Source organism: Parabacteroides sp. ASF519 (assembly GCF_000364265.2).
In the GTDB taxonomy this organism is placed as follows: Bacteria; Bacteroidota; Bacteroidia; order Bacteroidales; family Tannerellaceae; genus Parabacteroides; species Parabacteroides goldsteinii.
The window spans coordinates 767,410-786,661 of the sequence record NZ_AQFV02000006.1 but is presented as its reverse complement, the minus strand read 5'-3'; the positions used below and the strand labels follow the sequence as shown (position 1 = coordinate 786,661).

Annotated in this window: 14 protein-coding genes and 1 pseudogene; 1 reads left to right on the top strand and 14 read right to left on the bottom strand. The window is 43.0% G+C overall.

Annotation, left to right across the window (positions count from 1 at the left end; all coding sequences use genetic code 11):
• Positions 1-37: 37 nt before the first annotated feature.
• From C825_RS03055 to pckA, 10 genes and pseudogenes are all read right to left on the bottom strand, one after another.
• Positions 38-321 (bottom strand): annotated as a pseudogene (locus C825_RS03055) (BRO family protein); the annotation flags it as partial.
• Between the two features lie 539 nt (positions 322-860).
• The gene (locus C825_RS03050) at positions 861-1,403 is read right to left on the bottom strand and encodes an ORF6N domain-containing protein (protein ID WP_010801368.1); all 543 of its coding nucleotides are present in this window, start codon (positions 1,401-1,403) and stop codon (positions 861-863) included.
• A gap of 31 nt (positions 1,404-1,434) precedes the next feature.
• Positions 1,435-2,748, bottom strand: coding sequence for a UDP-glucose dehydrogenase family protein (locus tag C825_RS03045; RefSeq protein ID WP_010801367.1), 1,314 nt, complete (start codon positions 2,746-2,748; stop codon positions 1,435-1,437).
• A gap of 22 nt (positions 2,749-2,770) precedes the next feature.
• Positions 2,771-3,700, bottom strand: a complete 930-nt coding sequence (locus C825_RS03040; protein ID WP_009860713.1) for a UDP-glucuronic acid decarboxylase family protein — start codon at positions 3,698-3,700, stop codon at positions 2,771-2,773.
• Positions 3,701-3,896: 196 nt separating this feature from the next.
• Positions 3,897-4,916 carry a Gfo/Idh/MocA family protein gene (locus tag C825_RS03035; RefSeq protein WP_010801366.1) on the bottom strand — a complete coding sequence of 340 codons (1,020 nt, stop codon included), beginning with the start codon at positions 4,914-4,916 and terminating at the stop codon, positions 3,897-3,899.
• Positions 4,913-6,082, bottom strand: a complete 1,170-nt coding sequence (locus C825_RS03030) for a DegT/DnrJ/EryC1/StrS family aminotransferase (RefSeq protein WP_044214995.1) — start codon at positions 6,080-6,082, stop codon at positions 4,913-4,915. Before C825_RS03030 ends, C825_RS03035 begins: the two co-directional genes overlap by 4 nt.
• Positions 6,083-6,299: 217 nt before the next feature.
• Positions 6,300-8,339 carry a methionine--tRNA ligase gene (gene metG / locus C825_RS03025; RefSeq protein WP_010801364.1) on the bottom strand — a complete coding sequence of 680 codons (2,040 nt, stop codon included), beginning with the start codon at positions 8,337-8,339 and terminating at the stop codon, positions 6,300-6,302.
• Between the two features lie 43 nt (positions 8,340-8,382).
• Positions 8,383-9,921, bottom strand: a complete 1,539-nt coding sequence (locus C825_RS03020) for a YifB family Mg chelatase-like AAA ATPase (RefSeq protein WP_009860708.1) — start codon at positions 9,919-9,921, stop codon at positions 8,383-8,385.
• A gap of 38 nt (positions 9,922-9,959) precedes the next feature.
• Positions 9,960-11,063, bottom strand: coding sequence for a TlpA disulfide reductase family protein (locus C825_RS03015; RefSeq protein ID WP_009860707.1), 1,104 nt, complete (start codon positions 11,061-11,063; stop codon positions 9,960-9,962).
• Positions 11,064-11,244: 181 nt separating this feature from the next.
• The gene (gene pckA / locus C825_RS03010; protein ID WP_009860706.1) at positions 11,245-12,852 is read right to left on the bottom strand and encodes a phosphoenolpyruvate carboxykinase (ATP); all 1,608 of its coding nucleotides are present in this window, start codon (positions 12,850-12,852) and stop codon (positions 11,245-11,247) included.
• Between the two features lie 390 nt (positions 12,853-13,242).
• Here pckA and C825_RS03005 point away from each other — a divergent pair, with 390 nt between their 5' ends.
• Entirely contained in the window at positions 13,243-13,836 is a 594-nt protein-coding gene (locus C825_RS03005; protein ID WP_228100060.1) for an RNA polymerase sigma factor, read from the top strand.
• Positions 13,837-13,903: 67 nt separating this feature from the next.
• Here C825_RS03005 and C825_RS03000 read toward each other — a convergent pair whose 3' ends face one another.
• The 4 genes from C825_RS03000 to C825_RS02985 are packed head-to-tail and all read right to left on the bottom strand — an operon-like array spanning position 13,904 to position 19,251.
• Positions 13,904-14,596, bottom strand: a complete 693-nt coding sequence (locus C825_RS03000; RefSeq protein ID WP_010801362.1) for a 3-keto-disaccharide hydrolase — start codon at positions 14,594-14,596, stop codon at positions 13,904-13,906.
• 21 nt (positions 14,597-14,617) lie between these two features.
• Positions 14,618-15,958: a Gfo/Idh/MocA family protein gene (locus C825_RS02995; RefSeq protein ID WP_009860703.1), complete on the bottom strand. Its 1,341-nt coding sequence runs from the start codon at positions 15,956-15,958 to the stop codon at positions 14,618-14,620.
• An 11-nt stretch (positions 15,959-15,969) separates the two neighbouring features.
• Positions 15,970-17,379, bottom strand: a complete 1,410-nt coding sequence (locus C825_RS02990) for a BT_3987 domain-containing protein (RefSeq protein WP_010801361.1) — start codon at positions 17,377-17,379, stop codon at positions 15,970-15,972.
• 15 nt (positions 17,380-17,394) lie between these two features.
• Entirely contained in the window at positions 17,395-19,251 is a 1,857-nt protein-coding gene (locus C825_RS02985; protein WP_009860701.1) for a RagB/SusD family nutrient uptake outer membrane protein, read from the bottom strand.
• Position 19,252: the final 1 nt, after the last annotated feature.

Here is a 19,252-nt window from a genome sequence, read left to right as displayed (position 1 = left end):
TCTCAACCCAGTTTTTGCATTAAGCGGAGAAATGACCAATGGATTGAATCAAACGAAATAGTTGCTCGGTGGTGGCTACATCAGTTTTGTAATATTTACCGTCTGCTGCCAGTAATTTCAGTTGGTGACAATTTGTCACCAACTCACTTCCTTCAGCTTTCAATCTTTGTTTGAGCTTATTCCAATACTTCCGACCATCTACACTCTCTGTCAATACACTCACCACATCTACTATGGAGAAATACCATTCTTCCGTTTCGTCGTCCCAAAGAGTACGAACTTTCTTCTCCCGAAAATTTTAATAGCTTCTTTCTTCGTCATTGTCTTGGTTTTTATTTATTTTTCTCCATTTATTTCTAATTTATTTTGCAAAACAACTGTCATACTATCATAAACATCCTTGCACCTATTGCAAATCAATCATTACAACAAATGACAGTATACATGATAGATACAAATTACCCTCTCATACTATCATAAAAACAGCTATCTTTTTTCAAACAGTATATTGCTTATTTTCAAAGATATAACTATATAAACTCATTGAGACCCGGGTCTTAACCATCTCCACACCCGGGTGTCAGCATCACTCAGACCGGGGTATAAAAACTGTCGAAATAGGGGTCCCGGGACAATTTTCTCCCTGTTTTAGCTAAAAAAGATAACTACTTTGACAAATTAAATGCCATACTTAACACAGAACAGACAGAGAGTAAGACGGTAATGACAGTTTATGATAGTTCTATGATAGATAAATTCATCAACCATCATAGTTACACATCCCGTAAATCAAAGAGTACAAACAAAATATGATAGTATGATAGTTATTTTTCAAAAAACTTCTTTATGACCAACCACTCTTATCTTCTTTTCACCGTATGCTTAAACTTTAAAACAGCCAGATTCAATTCTATTGTCGTTTCCGAATCTGTTACTTTCGGTTCATCATCTAATAAGTCAGCCATTAACTCACTCGTGCGCTGCATAAGTGTTTTCTGCTGTGCTTCATCGGCGGTAGGTAACTGTAAAACAGTTCTGGACAATTCCTTGATTCTTGCAAAAGCTTCAACGATTGCGATTGTTGTCTGCGTTGCCTTATTACTTTTCAGGATTGTTGCCAACATGTAAAGTCCTTTTTCAGTAAAAGCTGTCGGAAGAGCTGTTGAATGTTTTAAAGGATTGAACCGGTCAAAATTTTTGACCAGTTCGGCTTTCTCAACTTTATTACATTCGATTAAATATCCGGCAGGAAATTTATCCGGATTATTTTTGACTGCCTGATTTATTTCTTTTGTTTCTACATCATAAAGCATAGCGACATCCCTGTCAAGCAGAACTCTTTGATCCCGTAATTCAATTATGCAACTTTCTACATCACTGAATCTAATCACATTTTCTTTCATAGTTAATTAATTTTAGTTTACAATATGTATTCTACCTCCCTATACAATGATAAACAAACCCGTTCTCCTCCATCTCCTTGATATCATAAATATTACGGCCATCAAGAACCAGTGGAGTAGCCATCAGTTTCTTTATGGCAGACCAGGAAGGCATACGGAACTCTTTCCATTCCGTTACAAGCATCAGGGCATTGGCATCCACTACTGCATCATAAATATCTTTTGCATAATGAATCGCATCTCCGATACGACGTTTTGATTCTTCTACTGCTACAGGATCGTAAGCATATACTTCACAACCTGCCGCCAACAGTTTTTCTATCAAAACCAAAGAAGGAGCTTCACGCATATCGTCTGTTTCAGGCTTAAAGGCCAGTCCCCAGATAGCGATACGTTTACCTTTCAGGTCTCCATTAAAATGCTTTTCGAGTTTATGGAACAAAAGAGATTTCTGTTCGTCATTTACTTCCTCGACTGCCTGAAGGATACGCATCGGATAATTATTTTGCTTGGCTGTATTGATCAATGCTTTCACATCTTTAGGAAAACATGAACCGCCATAACCGATGCCGGCATACAGGAAACGGTTACCGATACGATTGTCGGAACCGATACCTTTACGTACCATATTTACATCCGCACCGATAATCTCACACAAGTTGGCAATATCGTTCATAAAACTGATACGGGTAGCCAACATGGCATTCGCAGCATATTTAGTCATCTCGGCAGATGGCACATCCATAAAAATTACACGGAAATTGTTTAAAAGGAAAGGACGGTACAGACGAGTCATCAGCTCTTCGGCACGCTCAGATTCTACACCAACAACAACACGGTCCGGACTCATAAAGTCACTGATCGCTGCTCCTTCCTTCAGAAATTCAGGATTAGAAGCGACATCGAACTCGATCTCTACTCCACGTTTATCCAGTTCTTCCTGGATAGCCCGGCGTACTTTCTTTGCCGTGCCGACGGGAACCGTACTCTTTGTTACGACCAGAATATGTTTCTTCATATTCCGACCGACAGTACGGGCTACCTCAAGCACATACTTCAAATCGGCACTACCATCCTCATCGGGAGGCGTACCTACGGCACTGAACAAAACTTCCACTTCGTCCAGACATTCAGTAAGATCGGTTGTAAAGTGTAATCTTCCGGCCTGCTGGTTACGATGGACCATATCTTCCAGACCGGGTTCATAGATAGGGATTATCCCCTTTTTAAGGTTTTCAATTTTTTCGGTGTTAACATCTACACAAAAAACTTCGGTCCCCATTTCTGCAAAACAGGTTCCGGTAACCAGGCCGACATAGCCTGTTCCTACTATCGCTATTTTCATAATTTATAATCAAAATGCAAAATTAAAGGCTCTTGAAATATTTAATTGTATCTATCAAACCTTCTTCCAAACGGATTTTAGGTTCCCAGCCATTCAGTTTTTCTTTTGCTAAAGTAATATCCGGTTTACGCTGTTTCGGATCATCAGAAGGAAGAGGGGTAAATATTATTTTTGATTTCGAATTAGTCATCTTCAATACTAACTCGGCCAACTCCAGCATGGTAAATTCTCTCGGATTTCCCAAATTGACAGGTCCGGTAAAGTTTTCGGAAGCCATCATACGAATCATACCTTCCACCAGGTCGTCGACATACTGGAAGCTACGGGTTTGCTTTCCATCACCGTAAATAGTAATATCTTCGCCTTTCAACGCCTGCATGATAAAGTTGGAAACAACCCGGCCGTCATCCGGACGCATACGGGGACCATAGGTATTGAAAATACGGATAATCTTGACATCTACCTTATTCTGACGATGATAATCCATGAATAAAGTTTCCGCACAACGTTTGCCCTCATCATAACAACTGCGCAAACCGATCGGATTCACATTTCCCCAATAACTTTCTTCCTGGGGATGAACGATCGGATCACCGTAAACTTCACTGGTAGAAGCCTGAAGAATACGTGCTTTGGTACGTTTAGCCAACCCAAGCATATTGATGGCACCGATAACAGATGTTTTAGTTGTACTCACCGGATCGAACTGGTAATGTATCGGAGATGCCGGACAAGCCAGATTATAAATCTCATCGACCTCCACATAATACGGGAATGTCACATCATGGCGAACCAGCTCAAAATAGGGATTGTCCAGTAAATGAACAATGTTTTGTTTCAGACCTGTAAAATAATTATCCATACAAATCACATTGTTCCCGTCTTTCAGCAGGCGTTCGCAAAGATGAGAGCCGATAAAACCGGCTCCTCCGGTAACTAAAATCTGTTTCATGCTATCTGTTCAATTTGAGTTTCTCTATATATCTCAGTCCTTTTCATAAGAATGAGAGCACAACAATGTTGGTCAGTCCCATGCCGGAAATGACAAAACTTCCACAAAGATAGGAATTTGAAGGGATTCTTTCCCTTCTAAAATCGTTATTTATATAAAAGGGAAATTACCGATCATTATTTCTTATTCAGAATCGTTACTTTTGAGCATAGATACGTTGTATTATATCTACGACTTTCATACCTTCTAATACATTCGTTGTAATACATTCCGAACCGGAGCCGGAAAGGACACGGACCACATTGCGGATCACGAAATTATGATTCTGAGCCGATCCCTTGTAAGGACCGTAATCATTACCCGGATTGGTTGGAGCTAGTTCAGGCATTTCATACTCCTTCACATGGCAATATTCCACTTCATTCATATATTGTCCACCGATCTTTACGCTGCCATTCTCTGCCACGATCAGCATGCTGCTTTCCATATTTTTGTCCCAGACAGCAGTCGAATAACTCAGACTACCCATTCCTCCGTTCACGAAATTGAAGTTCACAAAGCCGGAATCTTCAAAAGAGGTCAGTTTATCATGATTGAAATCGGCAAAACGGGCCTGGATATTACAGATATCCCCGAACAACCAATACATGATATCGATAAAATGGGAGAACTGGGTGAAGAGCGTTCCTCCGTCCAGCGCAGCATCACCGTGCCAGCCACCGGGTTTATAATAGCGTTCGTCACGGTTCCAATAGCAGTTCAACTGAACCATGTATATTTTACCCAACTTGCCGGAGTCGATCATATCCTTAATCCACACGGAAGGAGGGGAATAGCGGTTCTGCATGACGCAAAATACCTGTTTACGGTATTTCAAAGAAGCATACACTACCTTCTCCGCATCAGCCAGTGTCAGCGCCATCGGTTTTTCTATCACCACATTACAACCGGCTTCGATAGCTTGTACCGCCATAGACGCATGCAAACCGTTCGGAGTACAGATATTAATGACATCTATCTGAATGCCACTCTGCAATAATTCCTGCAAACCGGCAAAAAAAGGGACTTCATACCCCTCTATTCCCAATTCTTCGCGAGGACGGATATCGCATAAAGCGACTAATTCGGCATCCTGATCACGGGTTACCATCTCGGCATGGCGCTTTCCGATATGACCACAACCGACTACGGCGAATTTTATCTTATTTTCTTTCATATTTTTCTATTCTCTAACTCCTTTACCAATACATCTATTATATATTCCTGTTCTTCCACTGTCATCTCCGTATGGATCGGCAAAGATAGAACACAGTTGCTTAAACGGGCTGCTGTTTCCATACTTCCGGGGGTACGTGCCATCCATTTATAAGCATCTTGTGCTTGTAAAGGAACGGGGTAGTATACCATGGTAGGAATACCTTTCTCTTTAAGAGCCACTTGTAATGCCTCCCGATGCTTTGCCGTATCCGAATACTCCGGAACCGGTTTCAACTGAACCGTATATTGATGATAGACATGTGTAGAGAAATCACTCTTCTTCGGAAGAATCAACTGCTCGCATGAAGCCAAACCTTCGTCATATCTTCGGGCAACGACTTGCCGGGCTTTCGTAAACTCGTCGATATACTTCAGCTTCACATCCAAAACAGCGGCATGCAGGGTATCCAGACGAGAGTTACATCCTATCAACTTATGGTGATATTTAACTTCCTGACCATGATTTGCGATCATACGGATACGCTTTGCCAGACTCTCATCAGAAGTCATTAAAGCGCCTCCGTCACCAAAACAGGCCAGCGGCTTGGATGGGAAAAACGAAGTTGTACCGATAACGCCCATTGTCCCTGTTTTCTTCACCTGCCCATCCGGGAAAGTATACTCCGCACCAACAGACTGCGCATTATCTTCTATCACATGAAGATGATACATGCCGGCTATTCTCAGGATCGGAGCCATATCGCAGGACTGGCCGAACAGGTGAACAACAATGATTGCCTTGGTATTACGGGAAATAGATTCTTCTATTTTACGGGGATCGATATTATAGGTTCGCGGATCTACATCCACCAGCACAGGAGTCAATCCCAGCAAAGCGATCACCTCGGCAGCCGCCACATAGGTAAATGCCGGAACAATCACCTCATCCCCCGGCTGCAACTGCAACGCCATCAAAGCGATCTGAAGAGCATCCGTACCGTTCCCGCAAGGAACCACATAGGGAACATCCAAATAATCAGCCAGATGATCACCAAAAGCTTTCACCTGAGGACCGTTGATAAAGGCACTGCTTTCAATAACAGTTTGCATGGCTGCATCTATCTCCTCTTTCAGGCGATGATACTGACCTTGCAAGTCAACCATTTGTATATGTCTTTCAAGCATCTTTCCTATTGTATACCACTGTTTATTTTATGAAGATTAAAACGTTTCAAATAATCTTTTATTGCATAAAAGACCTTTAACATTCTTTTCTATGATAAGTGAGAGCTTAGGGACTCTTACCTATGAGAGAGCCGGGACTCTTACAGATAAGAATACCGGCTCTATTATCATTCATATCTCCGGTACTCTTACGTTCCATAGCACCGGAGATCTTATGTTATTTTACTTCGCTACCCGGTTTCACTTCCTTTTCCGGAGTGATGACAGACAGCTTGCCATCGAAGTTTTCAGCAGAGAGGATCATACCTTCCGATACGATGCCTTTCAACTTACGCGGAGCAAGATTGGCAATAAAGCAAACTTGTTTTCCGACCAACTCTTCGGGAGAATAATGCTGGGCGATACCGGAAACGATCGTACGTTTCTCCAGACCGTCATCGATACGGAACTGCAACAACTTGTCGGCCTTAGGCACCTTTGTACATTCCAGGATCGTTCCCACACGGATATCCAGTTTTGTGAAATCATCGAACGCGATGTTTTCGCGTATCGGTTTCGCTTTATAGTTGGCTTCTTCGTTCGCTTTCTTTGTATCCAGCAACTTCTGAACCTGCGCTTCGATCACACTGTCTTCGATCTTTTCAAACAACAGTTCGGATTTGCCTAGCTGATGTCCGGCTTCCAACAAGTCGGTTGCACCCAGACGGCTCCAGCCTAACGGTTCTACATTCAGCATCTTGTTGAGTTTCTCCATGCTGAACGGTAGGAAGGGTTCGAAAGCAATAGCCAGGTTGGCTGTGATCTGCAAAGCGATGTTCATGATCGTTGCCACACGGGGCATATCCGTCTTTGCCAGCTTCCAGGGTTCCGTATCTGCCAGGTATTTGTTACCGATACGGGCCAGGTTCATGGCTTCTTTCTGGGCATCACGGAAATGATAGGTGTCGAGCAGACGTTCCACATTTGCTTTTACATCTTCGAAATCTTTCAAAGTCTGACGGTCATAGTCAGTCAGTTCGCTTACTGCCGGCACTTTTCCTTCGAAATATTTCTCAGTCAGCACCAGAGCACGGTTTACAAAGTTACCCAGGATGGCAACCAACTCGTTGTTATTGCGTGCCTGGAAGTCTTTCCAGGTAAAGTCGTTATCTTTTGTTTCCGGAGCATTGGCGGTCAGGACATAACGTAACACGTCCTGTTTTCCCGGCATATCCACCAGATATTCGTTCAACCATACCGCCCAGTTGCGGGAAGTAGAGATCTTGTCGCCTTCCAGGTTCAGAAATTCATTGGCTGGCACATTCTCCGGCAGATTGAAAGTACCTTCCGCCTTCAACATGGCTGGGAATACGATGCAATGGAACACGATATTATCCTTTCCGATGAAATGTACCATCTTGGTTTCAGGATCTTTCCACCAGGTCTCCCAACTGTCGGGAAGTAATTCTTTTGTATTGGAGATATAACCGATCGGGGCATCGAACCATACGTAAAGCACTTTGCCTTCCGCTCCTTCTACCGGAACAGGGATACCCCAGTCCAGGTCGCGGCTTACGGCACGCGGTTGCAATCCCATGTCCAGCCAGCTCTTGCACTGTCCGTACACATTCGGTTTCCATTCTTTATGATCTTCCAGAATCCATTTGCGCAGGAACGGTTCATGCTTATCCAAGGGCAGATACCAGTGTTTGGTCTCCTTCATCACCGGTTCGCTACCACTAATGGCAGACTTCGGGTTGATCAGGTCTGTAGCATTCAACGATGTACCGCAGGCTTCGCACTGGTCACCATAAGCCTTTTCGTTACCGCAATGCGGACATGTACCGGTTATATAACGGTCGGCAAGGAATTGTTTGGCTTCCTCGTCGTAATATTGTTCGCTGGTCTTCTCGATAAACTCTCCTTTTTCATACAGGGTACGGAAAAAGTCCGACGCTACCTGACGATGAGTAGACGAAGTTGTGCGTGAATAGATATCGAACGAGATGCCGAACTCCTCGAAAGACTTCTTGATAATGCCATGAAAACGGTCCACCACATCCTGCGGTGTAACACCTTCTTTCTTAGCACGGAGGGTAATAGGCACACCATGTTCGTCCGATCCCCCGATCATCAATACCTCTTCCCCCTTCAGACGAAGGTAGCGGGCATAAATATCGGCCGGTACATACACCCCGGCCAGATGTCCGATATGTACCGGTCCGTTCGCATACGGCAACGCCGTAGTTATCAGCGTTCTCTTAAAATGTTTTTCCATACCTTGTGTTCTCTTTTTGAGGGGCAAAGGTACGGAATAATTTTTACAATCCCCAGCTCTCCCTGTCCAGATTCCGGTAATTAATGGCTTCGGCAAGATGGCGTGTTTCTATCTTTTCAGAGGCATCAAGGTCAGCAATGGTACGGGCTACTTTCAGGATACGGTCGTAAGCACGGGCGGAAAGGCTCAGACGTTGCATGGCCGTTTTAAGAAGAGACAGGCAAGCGGCGTCGGGTACGGCATATTTATGCAGAAGTTGCGTGGTCATCTGTGCATTGCAATATACACCTTCGTTGTCGGCAAAACGTTTTTCCTGAATTGCACGGGCATTAACAACCCGTTCACGAACAGCAGCACTGGGTTCAGACGGACGTTGTTCGGATATCTTTTCAAAAGGAACAGGTACAATCTCCACCTGTATGTCGATACGGTCGAGCAACGGGCCGGATACACGGTTCATATATTTCTGTACTGCCCCCGGAGGGCAAAGGCAAGCCCTGTCCGGATGGTTATAATAACCGCAGGGACAAGGATTCATCGAGGCAACCAGCATAAAGCTGGCCGGATAATCGACCGAGAAACGGGCACGAGAAACAGTAATCTTTCGATCTTCCAACGGTTGTCGCATCACCTCCAAAACACTCCGGTTGAATTCCGGTAATTCATCGAGGAACAGCACGCCGTTATGAGCCAGACTCACTTCACCCGGTTGAGGATAGGCACCGCCTCCCACCATTGCTACATTTGAAATGGTATGATGCGGCGAACGGAAGGGACGTTGCACCATCAGGGAAGTCTCCACCCCTATCTTTCCGGCTACAGAATGTATCTTAGTCGTCTCCAACGATTCGTGTAAGGTGAATGGTGGAAGGATCGTGGACAGTCGTTTGGCCAACATTGATTTTCCGCTTCCCGGCGGACCGATCATAATCAGATTATGGCCTCCTGCCGCAGCGACTTCCAAAGCTCGTTTTACATTTTCCTGGCCGCGTACATCTGAAAAATCAAACTCGAATTGCTCCTGACGGGCATAAAACTCTTTCCTCGTATCAACAACAGTCTGTTCCAGTTCGCGTTTTCCGCCCATGAATTCAATCACCTCTTTGATATTATCGGCTCCATAGACCTCCAGATTATTAACCACAGCGGCCTCACGGGCATTCTGTCTGGGCAGTATGAAACCCTTAAAGCCTTCCTCCCTCGCTTTAATAGCAATAGGGAGCACGCCTTTTACCGGTTGCAGGCTTCCGTCCAACGATAGTTCGCCCATCAGGATAAACTTATCCAGCCGCGAAGCGTCCAATTCCTCGGCGGCTGCCAGTATCCCGACAGCCAGTGGCAGATCATAAGCAGAACCTTCCTTCCGGATATCGGCAGGTGCCATATTAATCACAATTCGATTACGGGGGAATTTATATCCACTCACCTGAAGCGCAGAAATGATACGTTCGTGGCTTTCACGCACAGCAACATCGGGAAGACCTACCAAAAAGAATTGGATTCCCTTTGTACAATTTACTTCAATGGTGACAATGGTTGCAGAGATGCCCTGCACCGCGGCGGCATAAGATTTTACTAACATAATTAATGATTTTGGTTGGAAGTTTATAATTCGTTATCTCATTTTTCTACCAGTTTTTCAAGTGTTTGTTCTATTTCTACACCATTGTCCGTTTTCATAATGATCTTTCCTTCCTCATCGATCAGAAAACAGCGAGGAAGTGCATTCACATTATACAGATCAACCAGCATTGTTGCTTGTCCGGCAGAATCGGTTACCAAATTCCAGTTGATACTATCCTTTGCCAACAACTTGCGTACCTCCTGCGGGTCGTCATCGAGACTGATCAACAGCATATCGACTTTCTCTTTCGGGTACTTCATCGCAACCTTATCCAAAAACAGATCTTCTGTCTGGCACATATCGCACCAAGGAGCCGTAAAAGCAAGTAACAAATATCGCTGCGGGAACGAATCCAGACTCACAGTATGTCCATATACATTCTTTACATTAAAACCCGGAGCTTCCGCGCCCAAAGAAGTTCGCTGTGCTTTCATACTGTAATCCTGCATTTTACGAATCAGATAAAAATCTTTCAATTTCGGACTTAACACAGCCAGCAATTCATCCATTTTGCGGGTATCATCCGGATTCATAAAATAATATTGCAATAAAACAGCCGAAGCTTCTTCATCCGGATGTTCTTGTATATATTCCATCGCCCGTTCACTCAGGGTATGGTTTACATTCGTCAGACGAGAAGGAATATCAGTATCTTCCGTTGTATTTGTTTGACTGCTTTTACTCGTTAATATCTTGATCAGGTCTGCCTGCTCCTTCAGCAGGGGAGTAACACTTTTACGAAAAGAATTCAACTGGTCGTTGACACGTCCGCCTTTCACCTGAAGCAAAGCCGGATAAAGAGCATCACCGGTTATGGTGACTTTCTCTCCTTTCATCAGGTAAGCCGTGGTCCAGCTTTTTTTATTATCGAAGAAAATCGTTACGGTATTGAAGTCTCCTTCGTTCCGTTTCAGGGAGAATTGTCCGGGTTTCTCGCAAGTGATGGTATCAACAACTTTATAATTGTCATTCTCAAAAACAGCATATAGCGTCTCATCTTCCAAATTAGACAACTTGCCTTCAATTCGGTAAGAGACGTCCTTGCCGCACGACGACAAAAACAATGCGACTCCTAAAATCAGTAATAAACGTTTTATCATTATACCTTAAACCCACACATTAACGGATAATACGCGGTAAAGATAACAATAGATTTTAAAACAAACTAACATTTATGATAAAATTAAGTAGATATACAAAAAAAAGCGCAGAACGGTATGTTCCACGCTTTTTGATGATATTATTCTTAACCTTTGGTAAGATTTACCTCCGGCGTTTGAATTACAATTTCGGACCGGCAGAAACCAAAGCCTTACCAGCTTCGTTACCTGTGAACTTAGCGAAGTTCTTCTGGAAGCGAGCAGCCAAATCTTTAGCTTTTTCATCCCACTGAGCAGCATCAGCGTAAGTGTCACGAGGATCAAGGATTTTCGGATCAACACCCGGAAGTTCTGTCGGAACAACGAAGTCGAAGTAAGGAATAACCTTAGTCGGAGCTTTGTCGATAGAGCCATCCAGGATAGCATCGATGATACCTCTTGTATCTTTGATAGAGATACGCTTACCGCTACCATTCCATCCAGTGTTAACCAGATAAGCCTTAGCACCAGTCATTTCCATTTTCTTAACCAGTTCTTCACCGTATTTAGTCGGGTGTAATGACAAGAATGCAGCACCGAAACAAGCAGAGAATGTAGGAGTCGGTTCAGTGATACCACGTTCTGTACCTGCCAATTTAGCTGTGAAACCAGAAAGGAAGTAGTACTGAGTTTGTTCCGGAGTCAGGATAGATACCGGAGGCAATACACCGAATGCATCAGCAGACAGGAAAATAACCTGTTTTGCGTGCGGACCTTTAGATACCGGCTTAACGATGTTTTCAATGTGATAGATAGGATAAGAAACGCGAGTATTTTCTGTTACGCTCTTATCTGCGAAGTCAATAGTACCGTCAGCAGCAACTGTTACGTTTTCCAACAGAGCATCGCGTTTGATAGCGTTGTAGATATCCGGTTCGCTTTCTTTGTCCAGGTTGATAACCTTAGCATAGCAACCACCTTCGTAGTTAAATACACCTTCGTTATCCCATCCGTGTTCGTCATCACCGATCAACAGACGTTTCGGGTCAGTTGACAAAGTAGTCTTACCTGTACCAGACAGACCGAAGAAGATAGCTGAACTAGTTCCTTCTTTATCCGTGTTAGCAGAGCAGTGCATAGAAGCGATACCACGAAGCGGGTTCATGTAGTTCATGATAGAGAACATACCTTTCTTCATTTCACCACCGTACCAAGTGTTCAGGATAACCTGTTCTTTAGTCTTCAAGTTGAAAACTGTAGCAGTTTCAGAGTTCAGACCCAGTTCTTTGAAGTTGTCAACTTTTGCTTTAGAAGCGTTGAAACAAACGAAATCAGGTTCACCGTAGTTAGCCAGTTCTTCAGCTGTCGGACGGATAAACATGTTAGTTACGAAATGTGCCTGCCAAGCTACTTCCATGATGAAACGAACTTTCATACGAGTTGCTTCGTTTGCACCGCAGAATGTATCGACAACGAACAGACGTTTGCCTGACAATTGTTTTACAGCTTTAGCTTTCAGATCAGCCCATGCTTCTTCAGTACAAGGCTTGTTATCATTTTTATATTCTTCAGAAGTCCACCATACTGAGTCTTCGCTGGCTTCATTCTTTACAAAGAATTTATCCTTAGGTGAACGACCTGTGTAAACACCTGTCATTACGTTTACAGCACCCAGTTCTGTTACCTGACCTTTTTCAAAACCTTCCAAAGATGGTTTTGTTTCTTCTGCGAACAGAACATCATAAGACGGATTGTGTAAAATTTCTGTTACACCGGTAATTCCGTACTTGCTTAAATCTAAATTAGCCATTCTTGATAATAATTTAAATGATTGACTTTATATAACTTTTCTCTCTCGCGAAATTAAAATAACAGGGCTCCAATACCTACATCTAACTTGCTATTATCGCGCCTTGTTAAGACCGGTACAAAAGTAATACATTTTTTTATAGCTGGTACTCTATTAAGGAAATTTTTCAGTAATAATTGCTCTTTTCCATGCAATTAACAATCCGGGCAGTCTATTTGTCAACTAGACTTTACAATCTGCGACAGAAGTGTCAACTAAAGTAGTCACTTAGAAAAAAGTGAATATATTTACAGAAAAAGATGAGTAGTTTTCCCAAATTTTTGTGTTCTGATTCTGAACAAGGTCTAACCACGTAGCATTCTTATGAGAAAAAACACTGAGTCAACCCCCATGACTACAAAAAAGAGAAACTCAGATCAGATAATCTGGGAGAATTTTCTTTGTGGAGATGATGAAGCTTATACATATATTTATAGAGAGTACTCGCAGGCGCTATATGCTTATGGCATGCATTTTACCTCTGATAAAGGGCTGGTAGAGGATTGTATACAGGATGTGTTTATAAAGATATTTCAGAACCGCAGACACCTCCAGTCTACAGACAACATCAAACTATACCTTTTTATTGCCTTGAAAAACAAGCTATTCAATATATTCAGAAAAGACATAAAATACAGTCAGATCGATTCGCTGGAACCTGTTTTTGCGGCAGAATATACGATTGAGGATGAGATTATCGAAAATGAAAGAGAACAATTCCTGAATGAGAAAATGATCCGGATGCTCGAGGTTTTATCGCCACGCCAGAAAGAAATCATCTATTATCGTTTTGTAGAAGGATTATCTTATGAAGAGATTTGCCAGATCATGGATATGAATTACCAATCTACCCAGAATCTGATACAAAGGTCTTTAAAAAAGCTACGTACCACTTTCTCACAGGCAGAAATGCAATTTGTCCTGCTCCTTCTTATCAGCATGTAACTTACAATTGCCTATAAAACAAGTCAATCAGTAGTCTGTCGTTGTTTTATAAGCAATTGCGTGGTTCTCACTCGAGAACTTTTATACGGATATATCTGAACCTGACTACCGAGTCATGCCCCAAGAAAGCGATGTGACCACATGAGTTCCGCAATCCGGACTGTACCTTATCATACGGAATATCCTTAATCACTTTCTTGATATTCGTATCGAGAATGACGGTCCCATTCAAAATGATCTTAATATTGGCTCCCCGAGCTATCACTTCCTGTTGATTCCATTCGCCCACTGGTTTTAAATACCCGCGTTTGGCCGGAGCATAATTATATAAACCTCCGTGATACTGGTAGGGCTTCAGATCCTTATATTGAGGATCGTCATTATCCAGTATCTGAAGTTCCATTCCCAAATAACCTTCCGGAACTATGATGTGCCGAAGCCCCAATCCGTTATTTGCTCCGGGTGTCAGTTGAAATTCAAACTTCAATACAAAGTTACAGAAACTATCTTCCGAATAAAGATTTCCGAATCCCGAGGCTTTTTTAGCAATACAACCGTTTTCCAATATATACTCATCAGAGTTGTTAATCCATCCATCCAGAGTAGTTCCGTCAAACAACAACCGGTAACCATCTTTCTTCTCCTGCTCCGATAACCGGTATGGGACAACTGTTTCCGCTGTCGACGAAAGAACCGGATTCGATGCGAACAAAGGACAGCTTATTAGCAACAACAAGACTGCATATCCTATAATTTTCATAGACAAATCTCTTTTTTAAGTTTATTTTTTTCTTTCTTTCAGATTCTCAGCATCCCAATAAACGGCCTCTCCCCGTTCATAACTTTCATAACTTAATAAGGCCGGAGCAGCAGATCTTACAGAAAACATGACATCACAAACAAGCGGGGTTTTATTACGGATACCCGTAAAAAAGTTTTCAAAATGATCATAATGCCCCCCCTTATAGTCCGATGAAGCAATGAATTCTATCTCCTTTTCCGATTTGACAACCGGCGTATCGATCCCCTGCCCAATCGGTTCCAATGCCTGCAAGAAAGCTGTATCAGCCTTATGCAACGTTTTCAAAGTGACCTTATCCCATGCCACATCGAGAGTTCCTTCCGAACCGACAATACGAAAGTCCATACTTCCCCATTTACGCGAAACACCGTCGACATAGTTTGCACCCAACTGTACGGTGAACGCTCCCAGATCCTCCCTGTCCGGATAATCCAGATAAGCAAGCATCACATCAGGAGTATCCCGGTATCCGTCTGTATAATGCCGGATACCACCTGTCGTATAAACTTTTTCCGGACCAATAGCATCAGTTATATAGTGAAGGCTTGCCAGCACATGCACGAACAGATCTCCGGCAATGCCGGTTCCGTAATCTTTCCAGTTCCTCCAATAAAAGAAACGTTGGGGATCGAATTTATGCTTAGGTGCATTTCCTAAAAACCGTTTCCACCAGATTGTTTTTTCAGACGCATTATCAGCTACCGGATAATATCCCAATGTTCCCGGAGCACCCGTAAACTGCCCATCTATGAAATTAACTTTGCCGATAGCTCCGGATCGCAACAGTTGCCGGGCTTTTCTATTCCCTAAAGAAGCCATACCCTGACTCCCGGCCTGAAAATACATACCGCTTACCCGCTGCGCATCAATCAGTTTTTCCGCCTCACTTATTTTATGGATAACCGGTTTTTCACAATATACATGCTTACCAGCTTTCATGGCTGCAATGGCAATGGGTTGATGCCAATGGTCGGGAGTTCCGATCAGTACGGCATCGACATCACTACGTTTCAGAATATCATTATAATCTTTTGTTATGAAAATATGATCTCCCCACTGTTTTTTAGCATCCTCCAAACGCGTTTCATAAACATCACATACGGCCGTGATCTTTACCCCTGGTACCCGTAAAGCACAATTCGCATCAGCAGTCCCCATTCCGCCTTTACCGATTAAAGCAATGCGTATCTCGCTGGAACCGACAGATTCCCCATTTCCAACCACTCCGGAAGAGTTTCCCTCCGCCAGAAGTTGGGGAGCTGAAGGTAATAATATACCTCCAGCCATCATTTGTTTAATAAAAGTTCTTCTATTTGACATAACATCTGTTATTAAATACCCCAACCATTAATCTCTGCAACCTGGCAAACCGCACCACTTGCTTTGCCCAATGCCGGATCTGCATATTCAAACGCATCCGTAATAACAAAACGGATATAATTGGCTTGTTGCATTGAGAAATCCAGTTCCATCGAACGATCCTCCAGATTGCTTTTGCGGCTCCAATCTACAATTTTTGTCCAATTCTCACCATCTGTGCTAACTTCAAAATAACCTGATTTGATATTTCCAAGTGATTCATCTTCCGGCAACTGGAATCCCAAACGATACAAACTACAATTCTCCTGCAAGTTTATAGTGACAAAATAAGGAAATTCTATCGGCTTGATAGCTCTTGTACACCAATAAGTGTTATTATTATTATCCAGTAGATTATCCGGTATATCCATCGACGAAGCGTTCTCGACTTCATCCGTAATAATAGAATTACACTCTTCTATCGTCCAGCCGGTTTTCTCCATAACCGGGGGTTGGATAGAAATCGGATAGATTGTCACATCCGCCTCCGGATCGATTCCATACTTTGAGACAGAAGCTATTTTGAGAGGAAGGGCATAGTACCCGAAAGCATAATTATTTTCATCCACTTTAAATGCTTTCTCCTCCAATGTGATCTTTAGATATTCATAATCCCGGTTCTTATTCAGGATACAAGTCGAACGATCTATCGTATACGCACCTTCCGGCAGTAATTTATATTTTCGGGCACCTGCACTCAGGGAACCGTTATATTCATCCAGTGCAGCTGAATTGACCTCGACATCATAAGAAATATCCCAGTCATTATAATAATTGACCTGTACCTTAGGATAAATGACCAGAACATCATCGTCATCCGTTTTTATGCTGAACTCAGATCCCGTCCTGTATATACCCGGAGTTTCGAAACCAATATAAGGCTGATAGACAGAAGGCTTGATCAAAATCTGCGCCTTACCCTCCTCTGCAATCCGAATATCCGCGTTATCGGTCACTAACAAACAGGGCAGTACATATTGCAAACCATCGTTGCCCAGATCAGTCAGGGAGGCGGGATCAAAATCAATCAGAAAGAACTTTCTGTAATCATCTTCCGTAAAAGATAAACTTCCCTCTTTCAGCGAATAACAATTATCCGGCATTAGTTTATAATCGGTACCGTTCGTTTCGTTATAAGCAGCCAAAACGGATTCATCCACCGACAGGCGGACGGTTGCGGAATGATTTCCTTTACCACTCTTTATCACAGGCAGTTCATAGGTAAAAGTACCCCAATTAAAAACCTTAGCTTCCAGCAAACCCGATTTTTGCAGGTAAAGCTGATCATCCAGTTCATCGGCATCCCTGTATTCGTCACATGAAACAAACCACAACGAGAATACCGATAAGGCCATCAGAAATATATTATATTTGAATTTCATATTCTTCATTTTTTATTACCAACCATAATTTTGTGTCAAATTCTGCATTTCATTCAATTGCTCCTGAGGAATAGGGAACAGATAATTTTTGTCTGTGAATACCCTGTCTCCTGAAGCCCAGATAGACGTAGTCCTGTGCCATGAGTCTTCATAATTTTTCGCAGCGACATTCCTTGTCCATACTTTTCCGTTCAGAACATCTTTAGCGGTCATCCACCGACGAAGATCCGATAGCCGGAGTGTCTCGAAAGCCAATTCGACCATACGTTCTTTCTGGATCAGCTCACGAAGTAAGTTTTTATTCCCTTTGACTTCCGGATAAGCATCCTCCAATTTATTCAAACCGGAACGTTCACGGATCAGGTTGATATACTTCAAAGCTTCGGCCTCATCCCGGTTCGGTTTTTCGTTACAGGCTTCCGCATAGTTCAGATAAATTTCACCTAAACGAAAGATCAGAGCGACCAATTGCCCCCAGTTACCCTGGTCCGTATTCAAAGTCGGGTCGGTCATTCTGCGCCAGGAATATCCGGCCTTTACACAATCGCCACTACCTGAATAGGAAGAAGTACCTCCATCAAAAAATGTAACAGCATCTTTTCTCATCGCCGGATTCAGCCAAGGAAATCCATTCGCCAAAACAGAAGCATAAAAACGGGCATCACGTCCGACGCAGCTGTTATGTGCTTTTACAAGTAGGAAAGTATCTAACGGGTGTTTATAACTATCCTTAAAACCATCCTCCACATAACCGGACTTCGGATCTATGACCGGAGAACCATCCGCATTATATCCCGTGACAGGGAAGCGCCCCGAAGCAGCCATAGGATAAGTATCGACCAAACGGATAGAAGGACAATATCCACCGTAGCCGGTCTTACAGAACTTAGGAGGATTACAGCGGACCACAATGAACATTCCATCAGTCTGCCATTGCCCCCAGATAACCTCTTTATTCCACTTTTCCAATGTTACCCCCATATATGACCGGATTGCCCGTTTGAACGGATCAGTCTCCGCCGTATTCCGTACCAGATCATAAATTCCCAGATCGATGACAGCTTTAGCTGCATCAGCCGCCTTTTGCCACTTTTCAAGGTCTGGTGACTGCGGGAACAATAATTCTCCGTCTTTATTCTGCATCCCTTGATATAAAGAGCAACCATTAAACAACGGACTCGCCATATACAACAAGAAACGGGCCTTAGCAGCTAACACAACTCCTTTCGTTACACGTCCGTACCAACTGAGATCCGTTATCTGTAAAGGTAAAACCTCTGCAGCCTTATCATATTCTTCCAGCACGAACTGTACATTTGCTTCCAGCGGGTGGCGATCAATATCTTCCGCATGAATGCTGGAATCAGAATCCTGATCTCCCCAAACATAAACAGGTCCGTACTGATTTATTAAGAGCGTATAGAAATAAGCTCTCAAAAAACGAGCCTCCGCCTTCATTATATCTTTTTCTTTCTGGGTCAACTCCACACACTCATCTACGTGGTTCATAAATACGGTAGCCTGATTAATGGCCTGATACATATTTTTCCAGATTGCATAGGAAGTTGTCGTGACACTCCATGTTCCATTCAAAAAACTATGATACCCCAACCCGGACATCCAGGAAAACAAAGCTTCATCACTCATGGGAACACTAGCTCCGACTGCATTTTCGTGCCAATTATATGTCTGTGGAACAAAGCCATACACCTGTGCCAGATATTGTTCGGTTGTGGAACGTTTATTGAATACTTCCTCCAGTTTAATCTGATTATCCAACTCTACATCCAGAAAACCGTCACAACCGGTAAACAACATACCAATCATGTATAACAGACTGATTACTGTATATTTATGCTTATATTTTTTCATA

Bases quoted from the DNA above. Each gene is read 5' to 3' on its own strand.
- C825_RS03050 (WP_010801368.1), bottom strand. From the start codon at position 1,403: ATGAAAGAAAATGTGATTAGATTCAGTGATGTAGAAAGTTGCATAATT.
- C825_RS03045 (WP_010801367.1), bottom strand. From the start codon at position 2,748: ATGAAAATAGCGATAGTAGGAACAGGCTATGTCGGCCTGGTTACCGGA.
- C825_RS03040 (WP_009860713.1), bottom strand. From the start codon at position 3,700: ATGAAACAGATTTTAGTTACCGGAGGAGCCGGTTTTATCGGCTCTCAT.
- C825_RS03035 (WP_010801366.1), bottom strand. From the start codon at position 4,916: ATGAAAGAAAATAAGATAAAATTCGCCGTAGTCGGTTGTGGTCATATC.
- C825_RS03030 (WP_044214995.1), bottom strand. From the start codon at position 6,082: ATGCTTGAAAGACATATACAAATGGTTGACTTGCAAGGTCAGTATCAT.
- metG (WP_010801364.1), bottom strand. From the start codon at position 8,339: ATGGAAAAACATTTTAAGAGAACGCTGATAACTACGGCGTTGCCGTAT.
- C825_RS03020 (WP_009860708.1), bottom strand. From the start codon at position 9,921: ATGTTAGTAAAATCTTATGCCGCCGCGGTGCAGGGCATCTCTGCAACC.
- C825_RS03015 (WP_009860707.1), bottom strand. From the start codon at position 11,063: ATGATAAAACGTTTATTACTGATTTTAGGAGTCGCATTGTTTTTGTCG.
- pckA (WP_009860706.1), bottom strand. From the start codon at position 12,852: ATGGCTAATTTAGATTTAAGCAAGTACGGAATTACCGGTGTAACAGAA.
- C825_RS03005 (WP_228100060.1), top strand. From the start codon at position 13,243: ATGACTACAAAAAAGAGAAACTCAGATCAGATAATCTGGGAGAATTTT.
- C825_RS03000 (WP_010801362.1), bottom strand. From the start codon at position 14,596: ATGAAAATTATAGGATATGCAGTCTTGTTGTTGCTAATAAGCTGTCCT.
- C825_RS02995 (WP_009860703.1), bottom strand. From the start codon at position 15,958: ATGTCAAATAGAAGAACTTTTATTAAACAAATGATGGCTGGAGGTATA.
- C825_RS02990 (WP_010801361.1), bottom strand. From the start codon at position 17,379: ATGAAATTCAAATATAATATATTTCTGATGGCCTTATCGGTATTCTCG.
- C825_RS02985 (WP_009860701.1), bottom strand. From the start codon at position 19,251: ATGAAAAAATATAAGCATAAATATACAGTAATCAGTCTGTTATACATG.